The organism is Meiothermus ruber DSM 1279 (assembly GCF_000024425.1).
Taxonomy (GTDB): Bacteria; Deinococcota; Deinococci; order Deinococcales; family Thermaceae; genus Meiothermus; species Meiothermus ruber.
Genome location: NC_013946.1, coordinates 348,755 through 369,664, shown reverse-complemented (window position 1 = coordinate 369,664; position 20,910 = coordinate 348,755). Strand labels below are relative to the sequence as shown.

20 protein-coding genes are annotated in these 20,910 nt (G+C 64.4%); 6 read left to right on the top strand and 14 right to left on the bottom strand.

The features are described 5' to 3' along the window. The first annotated feature begins 17 nt into the window (after positions 1-17). Positions 18-581 carry a GNAT family N-acetyltransferase gene (locus tag MRUB_RS01955; protein WP_013012684.1) on the top strand — a complete coding sequence of 188 codons (564 nt, stop codon included), beginning with the start codon at positions 18-20 and terminating at the stop codon, positions 579-581. Here MRUB_RS01955 and MRUB_RS01950 read toward each other — a convergent pair. The 11 genes from MRUB_RS01950 to MRUB_RS01900 all read right to left on the bottom strand — a co-directional run bounded on the left by MRUB_RS01950 (position 575) and on the right by MRUB_RS01900 (position 10,957). Then, entirely contained in the window at positions 575-1,711 is a 1,137-nt protein-coding gene (locus MRUB_RS01950; RefSeq protein ID WP_013012683.1) for a cytochrome P450, read from the bottom strand. The genes MRUB_RS01955 and MRUB_RS01950 overlap by 7 nt on opposite strands. Beyond that, a complete protein-coding gene (locus MRUB_RS01945; RefSeq protein WP_013012682.1) occupies positions 1,695-3,050 on the bottom strand; it encodes a phytoene desaturase family protein in 1,356 nt (451 codons plus the stop codon). The genes MRUB_RS01950 and MRUB_RS01945 overlap by 17 nt, the downstream gene beginning before the upstream one ends. After that, entirely contained in the window at positions 3,047-4,135 is a 1,089-nt protein-coding gene (locus tag MRUB_RS01940) for a glycosyltransferase family 2 protein (RefSeq protein ID WP_013012681.1), read from the bottom strand. Before MRUB_RS01940 ends, MRUB_RS01945 begins: the two co-directional genes overlap by 4 nt. A gap of 4 nt (positions 4,136-4,139) precedes the next feature. Next, positions 4,140-4,829, bottom strand: a complete 690-nt coding sequence (locus tag MRUB_RS01935; protein WP_013012680.1) for a lysophospholipid acyltransferase family protein — start codon at positions 4,827-4,829, stop codon at positions 4,140-4,142. Next, on the bottom strand, positions 4,826-5,989 hold the full coding sequence (locus MRUB_RS01930) for a carotenoid biosynthesis protein (RefSeq protein ID WP_244403985.1): 1,164 nt from the start codon (positions 5,987-5,989) through the stop codon (positions 4,826-4,828). Before MRUB_RS01930 ends, MRUB_RS01935 begins: the two co-directional genes overlap by 4 nt. Before the next feature lie 2 nt (positions 5,990-5,991). After that, positions 5,992-7,185: a lycopene cyclase family protein gene (locus tag MRUB_RS01925; protein ID WP_013012678.1), complete on the bottom strand. Its 1,194-nt coding sequence runs from the start codon at positions 7,183-7,185 to the stop codon at positions 5,992-5,994. A 120-nt stretch (positions 7,186-7,305) separates the two neighbouring features. Beyond that, entirely contained in the window at positions 7,306-8,838 is a 1,533-nt protein-coding gene (locus MRUB_RS01920; RefSeq protein ID WP_013012677.1) for a phytoene desaturase family protein, read from the bottom strand. Between the two features lie 41 nt (positions 8,839-8,879). Next, a complete protein-coding gene (locus tag MRUB_RS01915) occupies positions 8,880-9,149 on the bottom strand; it encodes a type II toxin-antitoxin system RelE family toxin (RefSeq protein ID WP_013012676.1) in 270 nt (89 codons plus the stop codon). Beyond that, entirely contained in the window at positions 9,133-9,345 is a 213-nt protein-coding gene (gene relB / locus MRUB_RS01910; protein ID WP_013012675.1) for a type II toxin-antitoxin system RelB family antitoxin, read from the bottom strand. Before relB ends, MRUB_RS01915 begins: the two co-directional genes overlap by 17 nt. 65 nt (positions 9,346-9,410) lie before the next feature. After that, complete coding sequence (locus MRUB_RS01905; protein ID WP_015586313.1) at positions 9,411-10,238, bottom strand: phytoene/squalene synthase family protein; 828 nt, start codon at positions 10,236-10,238, stop codon at positions 9,411-9,413. A 41-nt stretch (positions 10,239-10,279) separates the two neighbouring features. Further along, positions 10,280-10,957, bottom strand: coding sequence for a class I SAM-dependent methyltransferase (locus MRUB_RS01900; protein WP_013012673.1), 678 nt, complete (start codon positions 10,955-10,957; stop codon positions 10,280-10,282). 121 nt (positions 10,958-11,078) lie between these two features. Here MRUB_RS01900 and MRUB_RS01895 point away from each other — a divergent pair, with 121 nt between their 5' ends. From MRUB_RS01895 to MRUB_RS01880, 4 genes are all read left to right on the top strand, one after another. Continuing rightward, the gene (locus MRUB_RS01895; RefSeq protein ID WP_013012672.1) at positions 11,079-11,960 is read left to right on the top strand and encodes a MerR family transcriptional regulator; all 882 of its coding nucleotides are present in this window, start codon (positions 11,079-11,081) and stop codon (positions 11,958-11,960) included. A 70-nt stretch (positions 11,961-12,030) separates the two neighbouring features. Continuing rightward, positions 12,031-12,621, top strand: coding sequence for a transcriptional regulator LdrP (gene ldrP, locus MRUB_RS01890; protein WP_013012671.1), 591 nt, complete (start codon positions 12,031-12,033; stop codon positions 12,619-12,621). Between the two features lie 7 nt (positions 12,622-12,628). Next, positions 12,629-13,528, top strand: a complete 900-nt coding sequence (locus MRUB_RS01885; protein WP_013012670.1) for a complex I NDUFA9 subunit family protein — start codon at positions 12,629-12,631, stop codon at positions 13,526-13,528. 46 nt (positions 13,529-13,574) lie between these two features. After that, positions 13,575-13,847, top strand: coding sequence for a hypothetical protein (locus MRUB_RS01880; protein ID WP_013012669.1), 273 nt, complete (start codon positions 13,575-13,577; stop codon positions 13,845-13,847). A 5-nt stretch (positions 13,848-13,852) separates the two neighbouring features. Here the strand turns inward: MRUB_RS01880 and MRUB_RS01875 are convergent, their stop codons facing one another. Then, a complete protein-coding gene (locus MRUB_RS01875) occupies positions 13,853-14,797 on the bottom strand; it encodes a glycosyltransferase family 4 protein (protein ID WP_013012668.1) in 945 nt (314 codons plus the stop codon). A 484-nt stretch (positions 14,798-15,281) separates the two neighbouring features. On the opposite strand from MRUB_RS01875, the gene MRUB_RS01870 reads away from it, so the two are divergent. After that, positions 15,282-16,517, top strand: coding sequence for a choice-of-anchor Q domain-containing protein (locus MRUB_RS01870; protein ID WP_015586311.1), 1,236 nt, complete (start codon positions 15,282-15,284; stop codon positions 16,515-16,517). Here the strand turns inward: MRUB_RS01870 and MRUB_RS01865 are convergent. Continuing rightward, on the bottom strand, positions 16,514-19,270 hold the full coding sequence (locus MRUB_RS01865) for a PA14 domain-containing protein (protein ID WP_013012666.1): 2,757 nt from the start codon (positions 19,268-19,270) through the stop codon (positions 16,514-16,516). The two genes, MRUB_RS01870 and MRUB_RS01865, sit on opposite strands and share 4 nt — an antisense overlap. Before the next feature lie 61 nt (positions 19,271-19,331). Continuing rightward, positions 19,332-20,903: an NAD-dependent epimerase/dehydratase family protein gene (locus tag MRUB_RS01860; RefSeq protein WP_015586309.1), complete on the bottom strand. Its 1,572-nt coding sequence runs from the start codon at positions 20,901-20,903 to the stop codon at positions 19,332-19,334. Positions 20,904-20,910 lie beyond the last annotated feature (7 nt).

Genomic DNA, 20,910 nt, shown 5'->3' with positions numbered 1-20,910 from the left:
TGGCGTATGCTAAGTGTGTGACGCTCAGCAACACCTGGCCTCGCCACGGCAAAGTGACCCTCAAACCCTTTACCGAAGCCCTCACCGAGACCGAGTGGCGGCGCTTTTACGAGTGTTTTCGTGATCCGGAGATTGCCGAGTGGAACGGAAGCCGTCCACTCAGGATGCCCCTGTGGCTTTTCAAGCGGGTGGTGATGGGTGAGGTCAGCCGGGGCGATCGGATGGGGTTTGGCATCCTGGACGAGAACGGGGAGTGGCTGGGCACGGTAGAGCTTTACGAGATGAGCCGCACCGAGGCCACCCTGGGCATCCTGATTGGCGCCAAAGATCGTTGGGGACAGGGCTACGGCACCGATGCGGTTCGGGCAGTGCTCGAGTACGCCTTCTGCACCCTGCGGCTGCAAAAGGTCAGGCTGCGCACCTACAAACACAACCTTCGAGCCCAACGAGCCTTCCAGAAGGCCGGCTTTCGCTACCTCGAGCCCCCACCCGCCCCGACCCCCCGCTTCAATTTCGGCCTGGCTCCCAAGGCTGAGTTTGTGCCCATGGAGATTACCAGGGAAGACTGGACGTGCTACTGACCTGAGCGCAACCATAGCGCGCCCCTGGGGGCCAGGGTCAGGCCGGGCCTGGGCTGGGGATCGCCTTGCAGGGGCTCGAGCGGCCCAAAAAGCGAAAGGGCCACCCCCAGCACCATCTGGGCGAAGTGCATCCCCAGGCAGGTGCGCTCCCCCCCGCCAAACGGCAGATACCCCCAGGCCGGGATGCGGCCCTCAAAACGCGCCGGGTCAAACACCAGGGGGTTCTGCCACAGGTCGGGGTGGCGGTGGGTCAGGTAAGGGCTGTAAAGGGCCAGCGCGCCCTGGGGGATGAATATCCCCTCGAACTCGAGGGCCCGCGCCACCCGGCGGCTCCCGATAAAGCCCGGCGGGTACAGGCGCAGGGTCTCCTTGATGAGCAGGGGATGCCCTGCCGGGTGATGCCAGTCGGGGTAGCAGGCCGCGTGCCACAGGGCCCAGGCCAGGGTGTGGGCGGTGGTGTCGTAGCCGGCCGCCAGCCCGATCAGGACTTCTTCCAACGGCAGATGGGCAGCCAGCCCAAGGCCCCTGGCCTGCATCTCCCCTATCCGGCGGCGCATCCGGGCAAAAAGCAAAGGCCGCGGCCACAGGGGAGCGGGAAAGGGCTGTTTGAGCGGTGCCAGGAACCGGGCCAGCTCGGCTTTGGGAAACTGCCCCTCAAAGTAGGCCACATTGAGGCTGGTCTGGGCCACCTCCGAGGCCCAGCGGTTGGCCTCGAACACGCCCTGGGGCCGGATTTCTTGCAAGGCCGCCCGGATGCGGGCCTCGAGCCCCCCCAGGGCCCTGGCGTGGAAATGGGGGTTGAGTTCCTGGCGCCTGGCCCTGTGCGCGGGGGCGTCGGTGGTGATGATGCCGCCGTTCAGGTAGGGCACCAGGCTGGAAAAGCTGCCTTTAGAGCGGAAGGTTTCCAGGTCGCCAAGCAGCCGCCGGTTCCACTCGGGGCTGTACCCCACCACCGCCAGGCGGCCCAGACCCAGGGCAAAGATGGGCCCCAGGGCCGCCCCTTCCTCGAGCAAGGCCAGTGGCTCCCCCGCCCAGCGCGGCAGGTGGGCCAAAGGCCCCCAGGGATACCCTCTGGGCTGGGGCAGCCCGCGCAGCCCAGCTTTTGAAGCGCCCTTAAGGTTCAAGCCCATTCCCTCCACGCGTTCTATCCAGGAGCCAGCCCGCCCCGTTCCAGCCCGAAAGCATGGAAAGCGGAACCCCCCCGCCAGGGTGAACCGTTCCACCCACCTGCGCGAAATTGCGCAGACCCGCCACCCCCCAGCCAGGCCGCAAAGCCCCCAGCAGGCCGTGCGGGGCCCGCCCGTACAAAGCCCCACGGTAGGCGGTCAGGCTGTAGTCCTGGGGGCTCATGGCCCGCCAGGCCGCAATGGGCAGGGGGTGTACCTGGGCAAGCTTGTCCAGCAGTAGCCGGGCGTAGCCCTCGGCTTCTGGGGGCTCTGCCCGGCCCATCGGGGGTGCGTTTACCAGCAAAAAGGCGGCCTCGCCGTCGGTGTGCAGGTACAGGGTGGGATCCTGGGGCCAGCGCCCGGCCGCGATCGCCTGCCACTCGGCCCGGTAATCTGGCGAAAAATAGATATGGTGGCCCAGCGGCACCGCCTCGGCCAGCTTGAGTAGCAGCGCAAAGCCCGAGACCCCCAGGGCATAGCCCGGAAGGGGCAGTCCCAGCCACTTCAGGGTGAAGTGCCGGTCGGCCGCCGAAATGTACAGGTCGGCGCGGTGCCAGCCCTGGTCGGTTTGCAGCGCGTCCACACGGCCCGGCAAGCGTTGCATCTGCAATACCCGCTGCCCAAACAAAAACTCCACGCCCTGGGCCAGGGCCAGCCGGAAGAGGTGATCGGCCAGGGCGCGCATCCCCCCGGCCAGGTGAAACACGCCCAGCCCCAGCTCCACCCAGGCGATGTTGTGCAGCACCGCTGGGGCCCGGTAGGGGTTGGCCCCTAAGTAGGTAGCAAAGCGCAGGAAAAAGGGGGTCAGGTAGGGGCCGGACTGCACCAGCGCCGCCAGCGAGCGGGTGGGGTGGGCCTTCAGGCCATCGCGCAGGGCGTAGCGCAGCAGTTGGGCCAGGTGTGGGGGAGTCCCTTCGATAAAGGTGCCCCGGGCCCCTTCGTACATCGCGCGGGCCACCCGCAGCAAGCGCTGGTAGTGCCGGGCTTCCCGCAGCGAGAGCTGGGCCAGGGTGGCCTCCAGATCCAGTTCGGGCGCGAAGACCCGCCCATCGGGCCAGGTGTAGCGGGTGAGGGGCGAGACCGGCTTCAGCTCGGGCAGCACAGCCCCAAAGGCCGCGAAAATCCGGCGGGGAATCTCGGGCAGGGTCAGGACGGTGGGGCCGGTGGGCACCCCCTCCCAGCCGATGGCCTTGCCGCCCGGTTGGTTAAACTGCTCGAGAACCGTGACCTCGAGGCCCGCCTTTCTTAGCCGCAGCGCCGCCGCCAGCCCCGCAAAACCCGCCCCTATCACAATGGCCTTCATCGGCTATATTCTCGCCCTTTCCAGGTATATTTTCGTTGCGCAGAACGCCAATAGATGGGCGTGCTGAGCAAGGGCGCCAGCGGCACCAGCACCAACTCCCACCACGCCCGCCCGGTTTTGAGGCCCAGCAGCAGGCGCTCTAAAAGCCCCAGCACCCCCACCCAAAGCCACAGCGGATTGAACAGGGCCAGCGGCCAGCACAGGGTATAGGCCAGCAGGTGCCCCATGTACGAGAGGGCCAGAACCACCCGGCTGCGCCCGTGAAACTCGATCAGGTTCTTGCCCAGGCCCTCCACAATCTCGGCAAAGCCCCGGTACATCCGCACCGCCACCAGGCCGCCCCCCAGGGCCAGGGCCAGGCGCTGCCCCGCGCCCTTGGTTTTTTGCGCCAGGCGCACGTCCTCCAGCACCTCCCCCCGCACCGCAGCGTGCCCCCCCGAGGCCAGGTAGGCCGGCCGGGTAAAGGCCATCACCTGCCCATTGGCCGCCGACGCCGAAGGAAAGGGGGTTCGGAGCAGGGGGTAGGGCAGGTAGCACAGCAGCACATCGTCAATCAGGGGCAGGATCACCCGTTCGGCCAGGCTGTGGGTCATCTGGCGCGGATACACCGAGACCAGCCCGGCCCGCTCGCGCTCCATCCGGGCCAGCACCGCCCGCACCCCGCGCTTGTGCCAGTGCACATCGGCATCGGTGAAGATGAGCACCTCGCCCTGGGCCGCCTGGGCCAGCTGGTAGCAGGCCCAGGTCTTGCCCATCCAGCCCTCGGGTTTGGGCAGGCCCGCAAGCAAGCGCACGCGGGCGTCCTGGCGGCTAAATTCCTCGACCACCTGGGCGGTCGCATCGGTGGAATGGTCGTTCAGCACCAGAATTTCCTGCACCCCCTGCAGCAGCAGGCCCGGCAGGGTTTCCCGCAGGTTGTGGGCCTCGTTGCGGGCCGGCACCAGCAGCGAGACCGTGGGGCGCGGCCCGCGCAGTTTCTCCCGCTTTAAGACCGGGAAGAAGAGCATGTTCAGTAGCAGTACCAGAAGCTTAAGGCCCAGCCAGGCCAGCACCCCATACCAGAGCACCTCGAGGATAGATACCATACCACTACGGAGCACCTTTACGCTCGGCCAGCCCGATCAGTTTACCCAGCGCCGCCCCCCAGGCCGCCATGCGTTCGTGGGTGCTCCTGCGCCCGGCCAGCCGCAGTTCGAAACCCGGCAGTGGTTCCTCGGCGGGGGCGGTGCGGATCTGGTCGTCGAGTTCGGCCAGCATCCGCTCCAGTTGCTCGCGCAGCAGCCTCAAATCGGGTTCTATGGGCGCACCAAAGACCAGATAGGCCTCGGCCAGCTCGTGCCCGCGCAACACCACCCTCGAGGCCACCGGCACCACCGACACCCCCGCCCGCTCGGCGAACCAGACCACCCCCCGGTTCAGCCCGCCCAGCGGCCCCGGCGGGCGCAGCTCACCCTCGGGGAAGACGATCAAAACCTCCCCCCGCCCAAGGGCGGCCAGCGCCTCCCTGGGCTTGCTGGCCGAGACCGTATCGAGGCGGCGAAAGAAAGCAAACTCCTGCAAGCGGCGCTCCCCCACCACAATTTTGAAAGGCCGCCCGCCCCCCCAAAACAAGACGGGCAGCAGATAGCCATCCCACCAGGAGTGGTGGTTACCGGCCAGCACACAGGCCTGCCCCGGCAGGGCCCCCCGCACCCACACCCCCCGCAGGCCCCGCTGCACCGTGCGGCGAAACAGGGCCTTGAAGGCCACGCTTAACAATCGTTCCCAGGGACGCATCATGTCTGCCCTCTAGACCGTTTCAGGCCGCCACACCCCCCAAGAGGCAGGTATTCCAGCCACGCCAGCCCGTTCATGGCCAGGCCACAAAGCAGCGCCGCCGGCCACAGGCCCAGCAGGGCCAGCCCCACCGGTAAAAACAGGGCCTCGAGCCGGTAGGCCCAGGCAAAAGCACCGTCCTGGTGCAGGCGGGGCCCCAGCCGTCGGTACATCCAGGAGATGGCATAACCCACCGCAAACCAGGCCAGGTAGTTCTGGATGGGCGCGCCGTACCACAGGGGGTTGGGGTCTTGCCAGGCCCAGTAACCCTGGGCGGGCATCAGGGCCTCGAGCCCCAGGTCCCAGGCCACCACCAGCAAGCCGGTGCGCCAGGGCCGCCCCCCCGCCAGCACATGGGCCGAGAGCACCAGGGCAAACCAGCCCAGCGGCACGATCAGGGGCACGCCCCCAATGGTGGGCTGCGGCGCACCCTGGTAGCTGTAAAGCCCAAAGGGAAAGCCGGTCTGGCTGCCCAGCAGCTCCACCCCCAGCCCCAGCGCAAAAGCCAGAACCGCCAGCAGCACAATTCGCACCCCCACCCGCCCCCAGCCCCAGAGCAAAGCCGCCAGGCTGATGAGTAGCATCTGCACCAGGCTGATGAGGGGAAAGCCCTCCGGCCAGAGCGGCACCGGGATGCGCACCAGCACCGCCAGGGCCAGCGGCAGCATCCAGGGTTGCAGGTGCCGCCGGAGCCCGCCAAGCCGGGCCCGGGCTTGGGGCTGCGCCATGAGCCAGAGGGCCTGGGCGGTGGCCGTGGCCGCCAGCAAGGCCCAGACCCCCAGCGCAGGGGATTGATAGAACAGCCAGCCCACCCCCCCCGCCAGCAGCGCAGCGGCCCCGCCCGCAACCAGCCAAACCCTGCGGCCTGCCCAGAGCAGATCGCCGCCCCACACCGCCAGCAAGGCCAGCACACAACCCCACCCGGCCAGCGCGGCCCCCAGCAGCCCGCCCCACCCCCACACCAGCAACACCGCACCCAGCAGGGCCAGGCCCATACCCCACAGCCCCCCCAGCCCGCGCAGCCAGACCGGGCCTGCCGCCGCAGCGGGCCCCGCGCGCCGTGCCCAGCAGAGCCCAGCAACCGCGAGCAAAACAGCCAACAACGTGGTTATCAGCAAGTCCACCGCTACCCTCGCCTGGGTTCCATTCGGCCCGACCTCGCCAGGGGCCAGCGCGACCTTCCTACTGCCAGCGCAGCCCTCAGGAATGCCGGAATGTCCACACTGGACATAATCTGCAAATCTTCCAGCAGGCTGGTTTTTTCGTCCAAAAAGCGCAGCACCCGCTGGGGGGGGTTTTTGCGGAACAGGTCGCTGAAGACCTGTTTACCCGGACTGCGGCGGTGTGCCAGCACGTTCAGGAGCACGCTGTCCATGTAGGCGTACCGGTTGAAGGTCGGCTCTGGAAAGAAGGGCTGGCCGGTCTGGGCAAGGGCTTCGGCAATGCGGCGCGCCTGCTGCTGGATGCGCCGGAAGGTATAGCCGGTAGAGGCCTTGGTGCAGCCGCCGGCGGTGCCGATGTTCATGACGTGGGGGCTTGGCCGGCGGGCAAAGGGCGCGTCGGTCATGGGGATGACGCCGAACTCGGTCTCGAGCACCTCGTACTGCGCCAGGCCCAAAGGGCCCTCGAGGTAGGCCCGCAGCCCTGCATCGTAGGCGTCGGGGGGCAGCAGCTCGGGCGAGAAGAGGGTGTACTCCACCAGCGCCGTCCGGGCATCGAAGGGCAGGACATAGGCAAAACGCACCGCGCCCTCCTGGGGAACCCGAAAGTCCATAAAGGTCGCGGCCCCGGTATCGAAGGCCGGCCGGGGGGTTCGCACCACCCAGCCCTTGAAGTGCTGCAACAGGTAGTGGTAGCCGGGTTGCCGGGGCGCGGGCTGGTACAGGCTGCTGAAGGCCCAGCGGCCCGTAAATACCTGCCCACCCGCCTCGACCCGCACCCCTTGCGGGGCCTCCTCGAGGCGGGTGACTTCCCCGTAGTGCAGGCGGACGTTGGGCTGCTTTGCCATCCAGCGGTGCATGAAGTTATAGAAATCCAGGCCGCGGATCATCTTGTAGGCATAGGGCGCGATCTCGAGCCGCTCCGAGAGGCCTTCCCCATAAAACCAGATGCGGTTCCACCGGCGGAAGACCACCGGCTCGAAGGGGCCCTCCCCCACCTCCCAGAAGCACCAGGTGCGGTCGTTGAGGGTTTTGGGGGCCCGCTCGAGCAGCAGGATGCGCCTGTCGTGCAATCCCGCCTGCACCAGATGGTAGGCCAGGCTCAGGCCCGCCGCCCCGGCCCCCACAATGATGTAGTCGTAGTCGTAAGCCGCGCTCACCTGGTAACAGGCTACGCCGCCGCGCCCAACCCTGGCTAGCCGGGGTTACAAAGCGGACACACACAACCCTCACCGTGCATCCTTCTAATGCGCTATATACACGGCAGGGGCCTGTAAAACTTATACCCGGTTGCGGCTCAAGTCCCCGAGCAGCACCCTTGCGGCATTCCGCCCGCTCGCGCCCATGATGCCCCCGCCGGGATGGGTGCTGGCCCCGGTCAGGTAGAGGCCTTTTAGCCCCGGAAACCTGTACTCGTGGGCCCCCAGCCAGGGACGGAACATGAACATCTGGTCGGGGGTCATCTCGAGGTGCATCACATTCCCCGCCGGCATGGCAAACTCCTGCTCGAGCCAGAGCGGGGTCTGCACCAGTTCGGCCACAATCTTGCGGCGAATCGCAGGGTCGAAGCGCTCGAAGCTCCGGATCACCCCCTCCCGGGCCTCCATGGCGCGGGTCTCCCACGTCCCCGCGGCCAGCCTGTAGGGGTAGTACTGCGCCCACAGCCACAGGGTCTCGCCCCCCGGTGGGGCCAGGGTCTCGTCCACCGCGCTGAAGCTCATGGCGATGAGCGGGGGGTCGCGGGTGGGCTCGCCCGCCAGGTAGTCGCCGTAGGCCCGGCTGAGTTGCAGTTCGTCCGTGATGAGGAGGCCCAGACCGATGCGGGCCTCGGGGCCGGGGTGGGTCTGGTAGCAAAGCTTTTCCAAGAGCCCCAGCCGCAGCACCAGGCCGAAGCCGTTGCCCACCCGCAGCCCTCTGGCTACCTCAGGTATCTGGTCGGCGGGCAGCAAGGCCAGGGTTTTCTGGATGTGCGCCCCGGCCACCACCGCTCGAGCGCTCACGCTCTGCCCATCCGCCAGGCGCAGGCCCACCGCCCGTCGGCCCTCCAGCACAATCCCAGCCACCGGGCTATCCAGGTGCACCTTCCCCCCTTTGGCTTCTATCGCACGCACCAGCGCCAGCGAGAGCCCGCCCGAACCCCCCCGGGGCCGGGCCACCCCGCCCACGTGGTAGAGCGGGTGCCACAGCAAAAAAGGCGACGACAACGGATCGGAGGGCGGCGGCCCGGACTGCGCGGCCATCCAGACCAGGGGGGCCCGCACCCGTTCCTCGCTGAAGTATTCCCGCGCCACATCGCCGTAAGGCCGCAAGATCTGCGGCAGGCGCTTCTGCCAGTCGCGCCCAAACCCGGCCCCCCAAAGCATCTTGCGCCCCAGGTTGAGCGGGCTGGGCGAGGCCAGGAAGGCTTCTTTGACGGCCTGGGCGAAGGGCAGCCAGTCGCGCATGAAGCGGCGGTAGGCCTGGCCCTGGCCTGGGTAGCGTTCGTCCAGCTCGGCGGCGGTGCGCTCGGGGTCGCGCCAGACGAACCAGCTTTCCCGCGCATCCGAAGCGTGAAAAAGAGGGTCGAGCTCGAGGTACTCCAGCCCGTACCTGGAAAGCTCGAGTTCCTCCACCACCGGGGTCAGGCGGATCAGGATGTGGGCGCTGCCCCCCAGGTCGAAGCGGAAGCCCTGGTAATCAATGGTCGAGACCGCCCCGCCCGGCACCCTGCGCCGCTCGAAGACCCCCACCCTGTACCCGGCCTGGGCCAGGTACGCCGCCGTTACCAGGGCGTTGTGCCCCGCCCCCACCACTGCCACATCGAAGTCCGGCATCTCGGGCGCATGATACCGCAGACTGCCTGCATGAAAACCTTTCAGCGGTAGACAACCTGCCGATGCCCAATCCGCAAGACCAGCACAGTGACCCTCTGATCCTGGATATGGCAGATCAGGCGATAATCCCCTACCCGGTACTTCCAAAACCGGCCCAGCTCCGGCCCGTGCAAGGCCTCCCCAATGCTACGCGGATCATCCAACGAGGCCACCCGCTCGCGCAAAAACCGTACGATGCGACGCGCCACCTCACGATCCAGTTTCGCCAGCTCTCCCTCGGCCCGTGGGTCGAACTCAATCCTGTAGCCCAAGGCGGCGCTCCACTTCGTCTAGGGGGATGCCGGGCAGGTTCTGCTCGAGCCGTTCTAGGGCCAGGTAGTAGTCCTCGAGGTCATCGAGGTGCTCGAGGATGGCCTGGCGCACGTAATAGCTCTTGCTGCGCCCGGTTTTCTGGGCAAGCGCCTCGAGGCGTTCCTCTATCTCCTTGGGCAGCCGAATGGCCAGCATTGCTATACAAGTATAGCACCGGGCTCGAGGACTTCGGGCCGCAACCCGGTGTAAAAAAACTGGTATCAGGCCCCGCGCAGCCAGATGGCCTTGGGCAGGAGCATCACCCGCTCGTAGGCGGAAAGCGAGGCCCGGCGCGAGAGGTTGTCCCAGCCGTTTATCTCCAGCTTGTCCAGAATGCCCTGGTACTGCAAAGCGGCCAGGGCCACCGCCCCACGCCCGGTTTTCAGATGCTTGAGGCCAGCCAGCCCCTCGCGGTAGAGCCGGCGGGCCTCCTGGGCCAGCTCGCGCATCAGGCCGATGTAGCGCGGGCTAATATGGCCCTGGCGCAGATCCTCGAGGGACACCTCGTATTTACGCATCAGCTCGGCGGGCAGATAAACCCGGCCCAGGGCCAGGTCTTCCCCCACGTCGCGCAGGCAGTTGGTAAGCTGCATGGCCTGGCCCAGCTTGATGGCCGCGTCCCGCCCGGCCTCCCCAGCCCCGCCTATGGGCGCAATCATCAACCCCACGGTGCCCGCCACCCGGTAGCAGTAGGTGTAAAGCTCCTCCAGGGTGTTGAGCCGCACCGGGTTCAGGTCGGCCAGGAAGCCCTCTTTCATATCGGCAAAGGCCTGTTTGGGAATCTCCCAGCGCGCCAGAGCCCAGGCCAGGGCCGCTTCCCAGTCTTCCCTAGGAACCCCGGCATAGGCCCGCTCGATGCCCGCCCACCACTCGTCCAGGTCGGCCCGGGGGTTGGCCGACTCGTCCACCGCGTCGTCCCCAATGCGGCAGGCCGCGTACACGGCCCAGGCCCCTTTGCGGGTCTCACCCCGGAACAGCAGGCTACCGTAGTAGAACGTGGCCGAGTGATGCCGGATAATGGCCGATACAGCCTGCCAGTTAGGTTCCATACGCATCTCCTAGGGCAACTTCTCCTGAAAACACCGTTTGGCTAAGATTGCACCGAGCTCTGCATAGTGACTTTTGTCCCTGCCACAAATCCTACCGACCCCTCCCGCCAACCGTCTACCTTGAAACCACTTTGTGTGAGTGAATCCATAAGCCCTGAAAGGGTGGGAAAGCGCAGCCCAGCCGCTTCCAGCAGGCGCTGCAGAGGGCTTTGCGAGCGGTGGCTGAACATAACCCAGAGCCGCCCGTCTGGTTTCAGCACCCTGTACAGTTCGTGTATAACCGGTTGGGGATCGGGAAACTCGTTCCAGCTACCCCCCACCACCACCCCATCCACCGAAGCCTGGGGCAGTGGGATGGCCTCGGCCCTGGCCAGCAAGGGTACGAAACCGGGGTGTCCTCTGGCTTTCTGAAGGGCTACCCTCAGCATGGCCGGCGATAGATCGAGGGCGTAGACCCTGGCCGCGCCCGCCTCGAGCAAAGCCCTGGCGTACAGGCCGGTGGAGGTGCCCAGATCCAGAAAAACCCGCCCCACCACCGGCTGCACCCGTGTGAGCATCAGCGAAAGCTCTTCTTCTAGGGGAAAGGGTCTGCCGGATAGCAGCGTGAGGGCCCGCCGGCGCCAGACCTCGTAGCCCAGGGCGGTGAGGGGCCACAGGTTGGTGCGGGCCGCCAGCGTAAGGGGTGCTTTAGGGCGTTGGTCGGGGGACAATTCCTGCATGGGCCTCCTCAGATTCGGATCAATTCCTAAACTTAGACAAAGATTTGACATAAATCCGCACAAAGCCTTGACATAAGTTATACAGTAAGCTATCTTTATTTTCAATAAAAGGGTTCGTCTTATGCGCAACGATCTGGGGGTTTACACCATTGCCGAAGTGGAGGAGCGCACCGGGCTCTCCAGCGCACTGCTACGGCAGTGGGAGCGTCGGTATGGGTTCCCCCGGCCCGAACGCTCACCGGGTGGGCACAGGCTGTACAGCCAGACCGACCTCGAGGCCCTGCGCCACATCAAAAAGTGGATCGCCGAGGGGGTCGCCCCGGCCCAGGCCGTTCGCCGCTACCTGGAAGGCCTGACCCAGGAGGGCCCACGCCCCCCTGAGGCCCTCTCGATGGAGCTCGAGGAGGCCTTGCTGCGGGCCGATACCGAGGCGGCCGAGCGCACCCTCTCGGAGGCCTACAGGCTGCACCCTATGGAAACCGTGGTAATGGAGGTCATCGCACCCTGCCTGCGCCGCATCGGCGACGGCTGGCACCTGGGCCGCGTGAGCACCGCGCAAGAACACTTTGCCAGCACCTACCTGCGGGGCACCTTACACGGCCTGCTCAACCTGATGGGGGGGTCGCTGGGGCCCACCCTGGTGGTCTCTACCCTACCGGGGGAACAGCACGAGATTGGGAGCCTGATCACCGCATTGTTCCTGCGCCGGGCCGGTTACACCGTGCACTACCTGGGGCCCAACACCCCTCTGGCCGACCTCCGGTCGTTTGCCGAGCGCACCGGAGCCAAAGCTGTGGTGCTCTCGGCGGTGCAGCCCGTTTCCCTGGAGTCGCTGCCGCACAACGCCCTGCGCCACCTGGCCCCTGTGGTGGTGGTGGGGGGCCGGGCCGCAGCCAGCGACCCCCACCTGGTGGAACGGCTGGGCGCATACTACCTGGGCAACGATCCCCGTGAGCTGGCCGAAATGCTCTCGGTAACCCTAAAGGAGGCGGGCCTGTGGTAGGTGGGTGCTTTATTCACGGCGTTCAGGGGTCACCTCGGTTGCAAGGCAAGCTTGGGAACAAGGAGGCCGTATGAAAAAGGTACGAAGGAAAGAAGTGATCTATCGGGCGGGCGACCGTGCGGACGCGCTGTACCACCTCGAGCGTGGCCTGGTGCGCATCATCGAGATTCTGCCCGACGGTCGCCAGCTCACCTTGCGCCACGTTCTGCCCGGCGACTATTTCGGCGAGGAGGTGCTTTCCGAGCGGCAGTACAAGTACACCGCCGAAGCCCTCACCGATGCAGCGGCTTTTGCTGTTGACCCCCAAACCCTCTCCAGCGACGACCTGCGGGCCCTGGCCGCCAGCCTGGCCAGCCAGATGGCCCAGGTACAGGCCTACGAAACCCACCTGCAGTGGGGGGAGCTCCGCAGCCGTATCTGCCGCTATCTGCTCTACCTGGCTGCCACCGCTGCCCAGGGGCAGGACGAGCGGGGAATCTACGTCACCGCCAGCCATGAAGAGATTGCCGATGCCACCGCTTCCACCCGCGAGTCGGTGAGCAAACTGCTCTCCGACCTGCGCCACGAAGGCATCCTGGATACCGGCTACCGCAAAATTTATCTGGTAGACCGCAAAACCCTGGAGCTGGAAGCTGAAAGCCGGATGCTGCAAGCGGTCTGAGGTAGCGATGAAGGTACTGATTGTCGGCGGCAGCGGCTATGTGGGCACCCACATGGCGCAGCACCTGCTGGAGCGGGGCCACCAGGTCACGGTGGCCTCGAGGCGGGGGGAGGGGCCGCTTTCGGGGGTGCGCTATGTGATGGCCGATGCGGCCAAAAACGAGGGGCTGCTCGAGGCCGCCCAGGGCCAGGAAGCGCTCATTTACCTGGTGGGCATCATTCGCGAGCGCGGCGACCAGACCTTCCGCCAGGCCCACGTGGATGGGGTGCGGCACAGCCTGGCAGCCGCCAAAGCAGCCGGAATTGCTCGCTTCGTGCACATGTCCGCGCTGGGCACCGCCCGCGGGACAGGCAGCCGCTACTACGAAACCAAGGCCGAGGGCGAAGAACTGGTACAGGCCTCGAGGCTGGACTGGACCATTCTGCGCCCCAGCTTGATTTTCGGTCAGGGCGACGAGTTTTTTGGGGGCATTCTGAAGGGCCTGGTCACCGCCCCCATCCCCTTCATCCCCCTGATTGGCGATGGCCGCTTTGTCTTCCGGCCCATCTGGGTGGGGGACGTGGCCGCGGCCTTCGAGCAAGCCCTGGGCCGCCCCAACACCATTCACCGCAGCTACAACCTGGTAGGGCCTAAGGAATATACCTTCCGCGAGCTGCTGCTCCTGGTACGGGACACCCTGGGCTCCCGCAAACCCCTGCTCTCCATCCCACTGACCCTGATGGACTGGGTAGTTCCCCTCATCTCCCCTCTGCCCTTCAGCCCCATTACGCGCGACCAGTACCTTCAGCTCAAGATGGGCAACACCGCCGATCCAGTCCATATGCGCCATGCTTTCGCCCTGGAAGAACGCTCGCTCGAGACCGAATTACCCAAAATCCTCTCAGCTAAACGGTTGGTCGGTGCTTAACCTGGAATACTGTTGAAAAACTCAGGTGGGTCTAATCTAGGGTGCGATGGAGTCCGCCCGGCCCTACCTGTTGAAAATGCACACGCCCACCAACCCGCTCAAACGCTTCGAGGAAGCCCCGCCAAAGAGCCGCGAAGCCTTGCTCAAGCTATGGGCCGCGCTGGGGCCCCGCGTGCGTACCGCCGACCCCACACGCTACTACGCTGTGCAGGAGGCGCTCGAGCTCGATATACCCTTCCCGGTGTTGGTGCTGTACGTGTTTCGCGAATGCCGCCGGGCCCTGGAAGACAACCCCATACAAGAGCGCCTGGCCGAGTAGGAAACCTACAACGAGCCCAGCCTGTACGCGCCCCAGAACAGAACAGCCGCCAATAACACCCCCAAAACCAAGCCCATCCCAACGTCCACCTTGCCTATCACCAGCCCTGCCAGCACCAACACCCCGCTCACCAGCCAGACCACCGCCACGGTCTTGGCCGGGTTCCGCAAATAAAGCTGATCCAGTCGATCGTAGGTGTGATCCCGATCCCCGTCAAAGATGGGCTTACCCCGCCGCCAGCGCCGGATAATGCCCGCTGCGGTATCGTACAGGGGGAAGCCCACCATCATCAGCGCTGCCCCAAAGGTGGCCCCACCCTGGGCTGCGGCCATCAAGAGCAGCATGGCCAGTAGATAGCCAATGGATAGACTGCCGCTATCACCCATAAAGGTCTTGGCTCGAGGGTAGTTCCAGAATAGAAACCCTAGCAAGCTCGCAGCCAAAATTACAGCCAGCCCAGCCCCGGCAGGAATTGACCACAACAAGATGGCGATTCCAACGGCCGAGATCAGGGCGTTGCCGGCGGCCAGACCGTTCATCCCGTCAATCAGGTTGACCGCGTTGGACATAAGCAATACCAGAACCACCGCCAGCCCCACCCCACCCCACCCCAAAGCACTCCAGAAATGCATACCCAGCACAACCCCGGCGACCAGCTCGGCCAGCAGGCGCAGCCTGGGCGAAAGGCTAAAGCGGTCATCCAGACCGCCCGTAATAGCTATAACCAACAATCCCAGCAAAGCCCAGCCAGCCACCACCTGGGTGTAATAGCCCCAAAGCAGCACACTGGCCACAATCCCCACCCCACCAAACCGCGGGGTGGGCAGGGTATGAATTTTGATAACCCCCGGCCGATCAACAATACCCAGGCTCCGGGCCAGGGGCAGGGATAGCCCTACCAATACAGCAGCGGTCAGCGTTGCCAACAAAGCCAGCAGCAGTTCATTCATAGAAACCCTTCAACCATCTACAGGCTGCGCCCCCCTCAGCATAGACATTCGGGGTACAGAAGTCTGTTCTTTTGCCGCTCTCACGCCGTAGGGGTTTGCGCCGTGGGCGTGATCTATTTCGTTACATAATCAAGTTTTTTTAAAGATCCATTTAACGTTTAATAGAAAAACTCTTTTTTTATCCCGATATCGTTTGTAACGTTCTGGGGTTGGGAAGCAGTTCTCCCCTCCTCATGCACGGGTAAGCGTAACGCCTTTACCCAAGGAGTTCTGTCTAATGCGGCAATTGTTCTTCCTTTTACTGGTTGGGTTAATAACGGCCTGCGCCACTGACCAATCGGCGCCCTCCCCTTCCTCGTCTTCCAATCAGGCGCCCAGTATACGCATCCTTAGCCCGTCCAACGGGGCCACCGTCAGCGGCGCTGGCACCAGAGCAGAGGTTAGCATCAGCGACGATAAGGCCGTTACCCGCCTAACCCGCCAGGTGAACGGGGGCCCTGAGCAAGACATCGCCATACAGCCCACCCAGAGCGGCAACATTATCTTTTGGATTCCGCTGGTGAGCGGTAGCAACACCGCGGTCATCCGGGTCTACGATGCCGAAGGGCTAAGCGCCAGCGCCACTCTGAACCTGCAGGTTGGCGGCTCAAGTAGCGGCGGTTCGGGTGGTGGTTCGTTTGGCACAGACTACGGCGGCTACACCCTGCCCAGCGGCCCCACCTACTACGTAAGCCCCTCCGGCAGCAACGCCAACGACGGCTCCCGCGAACGCCCCTGGGCCACCCTCTCCTTCGCCGTGCAGAAACTTAAGCCCGGCGATGTCCTGCGGGTGCTCCCAGGCTCCTACAACGAGTCTGTCCAGGTTACCGCCTCCGGTACGTCCAGCCAGCGCATCACCATCGCCTCCGATATCCGCTGGGGCGCCAAACTCAACGCCCAGGGCAATCTCTTCGGTATTGATGTCCGCGGCAGCTACGTGGATATCGTCGGGTTCGAAGTTACCAACGCCACCAACAGCGGCATTATTAGCTGGGCCCCCTACAACCGCTTCTTGTTCAACCACGTCTATGGCATCCGGGCCCAGTGTGACTCCAACGGCGGGGCCGGGGTTAACATGAGCTCACCCGACTCCTCGGATGGGGTGATGCTGGGCAACCTGGTACACGATATTGGCGACCTCTCGGCAGGTTTCTGTACCCGCATCCACGGCATTTACCAGGGTGCCCCCCGCGGCCTGGTGCAAAACAACATCACCTACCGTGCCCGGGGCTTTGGCATCACCTCCTGGCATGCTGCCACCGCTGTGACCATCAGCAATAACCTCTCCTTCGCCAACCTATATGGCGGCATCTCGGTGGGCTCAGGCGACAACACCCGTGGCAACCGGGCCGAAAACTTCCTGGTAGCCAACAACATTGTGGTAGGCAACCCCCGTGGCATCAGCGAGGAGGGCAACACCGGGGTGAATCGCTTTGTGAACAACCTGGTCTGGAACAACACCACCAACTGGCGCCTGCAAACCAGCACCCAGCAGGGCAGCCTGAGCCTCGACCCCGGTTTTGTAAACTTCCAGCCCGACGGCAGCGGCAACTACACCCTGCAAAGTAGCAGCCCAGCTATTGACAAAGGCATTACCGAGCGGGCCCCAGCCATAGACTTCCAGGCCAAGCCCCGCCTCCAGGGCAGCGCCCCCGACCTGGGCCCCTTTGAGGTGCGCTAGGGCAGGCTGGCATCCCGCAGACGCACCACCCTGGCCTCCGACGGCACCCCCCGGCCATCCAGCACATAAAGCTGGTAAAAGCCGGGGGTAGCCAGGTTGGGGCTGGCTGGCGCGGTCACCTGGAGGGAATTGGGGCCAGTGCGCGTAAAGTTTAGCTCGATAAAGCGCTGGCCCATGTTGAAGGCATGGGTTACCGCACCAAAAGCCACCAGGGTCACCCGCTCCACCGCCGTGGCGGGTACGTCGGTGGTTAGGGCAAAGCTCTGGCCGTAGCTAATGCGATCCGGCGCGCTCTGCACCACCGGACGGCTGGCAAGGCTGCCATCGGCATTGTGCAGGTAGGGCGGGTAGTAGATCTCGGCGTTGAGCTGGTTGACCTTCTGCTCGTTGCCCTTGGTTTTATCGCACTCTGGCAGGTTGGGTAGGTCATCACCTCCAGTGGCCCCACCACCCATGGTGATGATGGTGCCATCTAGCAGCAGTAGGGCGGTGGAGTGGTAGGTGCGGGGACACTGGGCCTCGGCAGCGCGCTTAAAGGTCTCGGTAAGGGGCGACCAGATCTCGCTCTCGTACACCGCTGTTGCGTTGCTAAACTGGATACCATCCTCATTCCCGCCGTTTACAAAGATGCGCCCATCCGGCATAAGGGTAGCGTTGACATGCGTGCGTTTGTAGGCCATGGGGGCTACGTTACGCACCGAAATGCTCTGATTATTGGGGTTCAGTTCGATTACCTGGGCAGAGTTCTCTCCTCGGCTTATACCAGGAGGGTTGCTTTTTTGAACATCACCCCCGCCCAGTATCAAAATCTTTCCCGGCTGGTACATTACAGAGGAGCCGTAGTAACGATCCACTAATGAACTGTGAACCGGGCCTAGCGAGCCCTGGCCTGTTGTGTTGATATAAAACCATTTTTCATAGTTACCTGAGAGAAATACTTGCCCATTGGGAGCCACGTGCACCCAGGGGTAGAAATGGTTGATCAGCACGTTGCCATTGATGTCAATGGACTCGGCCCCAGTCAGCCGACGAAGAGTATTGGTAAAAGGATTCCACACATCGGGTATGGTGTTCCAGTCCTGTCTATATATGTCCCCATCCCCATTGTGCTGGTCGCGGTTGCCCCCAATAATTAGCATTTCTTCGTTGGGAAGGGTAATCACGCTAGGGTACCAACGGCCGTAGGTCATGTCGGGGCCGGCGCTCCAGGTGTTGGTGCTGGGGTCGAAGATGTTGGTATGTTTATGCCCAGCCGGAAATCCGTATTCACCGCCACTGGCGGTGTAGTCGTAGCCCAGGTTGCCCCCGGCCAGATAGAGCTTGCCGTTGGCGGCCAGCACGTAACCCGAGCAGAAAAGGTCGGTGCGGGTGTTGTCGTAGCGGGCCTGGCTCTGGGCATCGGTGGGGGTGCCGGGCGTCCAGACGAAAACCTGGGTGGAGGCGTGTTTGCTGTAATCGCGGTAGTTATCGCCCTGGCCCTTACCCACCGGGTCGAGGCCGTGGAAGGTCATCACCCGGCCATCGGGCAGCAGGGCGGCGTGGGTGGCTACGGTGGGCCAGGGCAGTTTGGGGCCAAAGTAGCCGATGCGGGCCTTCTGGTGGCGCACAAAGGCCGAAGGGGGCACGACTTGCTCGGACTGGCCGGGGTAGGCCCAGCGCAGCTTGATGGCCCCGCGGGCGTCCTGGTTGTAGTACTCGAGCTTGATGCGGTAGGCCTGGCCTGCGCTCAGGGAAATGGTGGCGCTGCGGCGGGTGAGGTTCTGGTCGAACCAGGCGCTGATCAGGAGCTGATCGTTGACCCAAAGGCGCACCCCGTCGTCGGCCAGCACGGTAAAGGTGTAGGTGCCGCTTGCCGGAGCGGTAATTAGGCCCGTCCAGCGGATGCTGAAGGTGTCGGGGCCCATACCGGGGCGGGGGGGCTGACCCGAGAAGGTGTGGTTGATGTTGGTCTCTATGCGCCGGGCAAAAAGGCCGGTGAGGTCGGGGTTGTCGAAGTATTCCACGTCCAGGCCCAGGTCGGGGCTGGTCAGGGGGTTGATGCCAGGATCCTGTCCAGCGGGGCGGTCGTCGGAAAAGCTGTAGCTGCTAGCGGTCTGGGTGAAGCCCGGCTCGCTGTAGGCTGGTGTATCGGTTTGCAAGGTGGCCTGGCTGCCGCTGCCCGCGCTGTTGTAGGGGGTGAGACGGTAGGTGTAAGGGGTGCCGCTGCCCACCGCTTCATCGGTGTACTCGGTGGTGCTGGCGGGCAGGGTACTGCTCAGGGTGGCAAAGCTACCGTCGCGGGTACGGCGCTCCAGCACATAGCGGGCTACCCGCTCCGGGGCCGTCCAACGCAGCACCACTTTGGGGGTGTCATCGGGGGTGGCCTGGAAGTTGCTGGGGGCATCGGGGGCTGCCAGGGGCCGGGCAGGGGTGGTGGCGCTCTGCTCGACCGGGCTGCTCGCGGCAGCGTTGTTACGGGCGGTCAGGCGGTAGGTGTAGGTGGTGCTGTAATCCACGCTTTCATCGGTGTAATCGGTATTGGTAACCACACCCAGAACGGCGAAAGCACCGCTGTTTGTTCTGCGTTCGAGGACATAATCAGTGGCCCCTGCGGCCGCCTCCCAGCGCAGCACCACCCGGGGGGTGGCGTCGGGGGTGGCCTGAAAGTTGCTGGGCGTTGCGGGGGGCCGGGTGGTGTTACAGCCTGTCAGACCGAGAAAAGCCAGCGCCAGTACCAGTAAAAACACTCTCGGAAGGGCCAATATCGCTTTCACTCATCACCTCGTACATCCACATTTGCTTACCGCCCCTCCCTGCGGTAAGTTGAGCACAACCCTAAGCCTGGGGCACGGTGGCCGACCCCTGTTCTTCTTTCGCCTCGTAGGTCTGCTGAATCAGGGACTTCTCCCAGCCCAGGTAATACTGCTTAACGGCATCGGAGGTAGCCCCTTCGGTCAGGTATTTAACGTTGGAGTACATGGCCGACCGGTAGTCGCGCACCTTGCCGCTCTTCAGGGCCTCAATGACCTGCTGGATGCCCTGCTCCACCGTCCACTGCGGCTCGAAACCCAGCCGGTTGCGAATTTTGGAGAAGTCTACACGGTAGTTGCGCCGATCACCATCGCGGCCCGAGTCGATCAGCTCGGCATCGGGCACCAGCTTCTTGACCAGCTCACCCACCATGCCCAGGGTCATGTTGCCCTCGTTGCTGCCCACATTAAAGGTTTCGTTGTGCACCCGCTCCTTGGGGGCTTCTACGGCCAGCATCACCGCATGGGCGGCATCGTCTACGTGCACAAAAGGCCGCCACTGGTCACCCCCAAACACGGTGATTTTCTTGTCTACCACCGCCTTGGCCGTGAGCAGGTTGACCACCAGGTCGAAGCGGGTGCGGCCCGACAGACCGTAGATGGTGCCAAAGCGCAGGATCACCACCGAGAAGTCGTCGCTCTGAAGCTGACGCAGTACCTGCTCAGAGGCAATTTTGCTGCGGGCGTAGAGCGAGACCGGGTTGAGGTTGCTGCGCTCATCCAGCACTAAGTCGCTGGCCCCATACACCGAGCAGGTGCTGGCGAAGATGAAGCGACGCACGCGCATACCCTTGGCGATCTCGGCAATGGTGCGGGTGGCCACCAGGTTAATTTCGATGGTGAGGTTTTCGTCCAGGGCGCAGGCTGGGTCGCCCACCAACCCTCCCAGATGCACCACCGTGTCCACCCCGCGCATGGCCTCCACCACCTTGTCCACCTGGCGGAAATCGGCCTGGATGATCTCCAGGTTGGGGTGGTGCAGCACGTGGGCAATGGGCTCCTTGCCGAACAGGAGCAGGTCGAGTAGGCGCACCCGGTAGCCGCGCTCGAGCAACCGCGGCAGCAACCCCGAACCGATGTATCCCGCCCCACCGATCACCAGCACGATGCGCTCGTCGGCGATAAGAGATGGGATGGGGCTGGCTTTGGCTTTACGCCGGGCCTCGACGCTATCCCAGTAGTGCACCCAGGCCCTCGAGGCCAGGGTCAGGCCAAGGGTCAGGAATCCGCTGGCAAACAGCACCGAGCGCGGAGGGTCTACCAGCGGCAGCATAAAGACTGCAAAACCAAAGATGAGGTAGGCCAGCAATACTGCCTGGGCCACCACCAGCATCTTGTAGCGGCTCTGGTAGGCCCGGCCGCGGCTATAAAAACCGCTGGCCGCAAATACCACAAAGGCAATGAGCATCAGGATGCCCACGTTTTTGGCATAAATCTGGGCATAAGCCCCCAGCAAGACCGCGTCGGCAGCGCCGCGGTAGGCCCACAGCAGGTGAATCACCATGGCAACGGCAAAGCTGCCAGCTACCATGAGCTGGTCGGCCAGTACCCGCAAAATCACATCGGCGGTGAAACGCAATTCCCTCAAATAGACCATGCCCTGC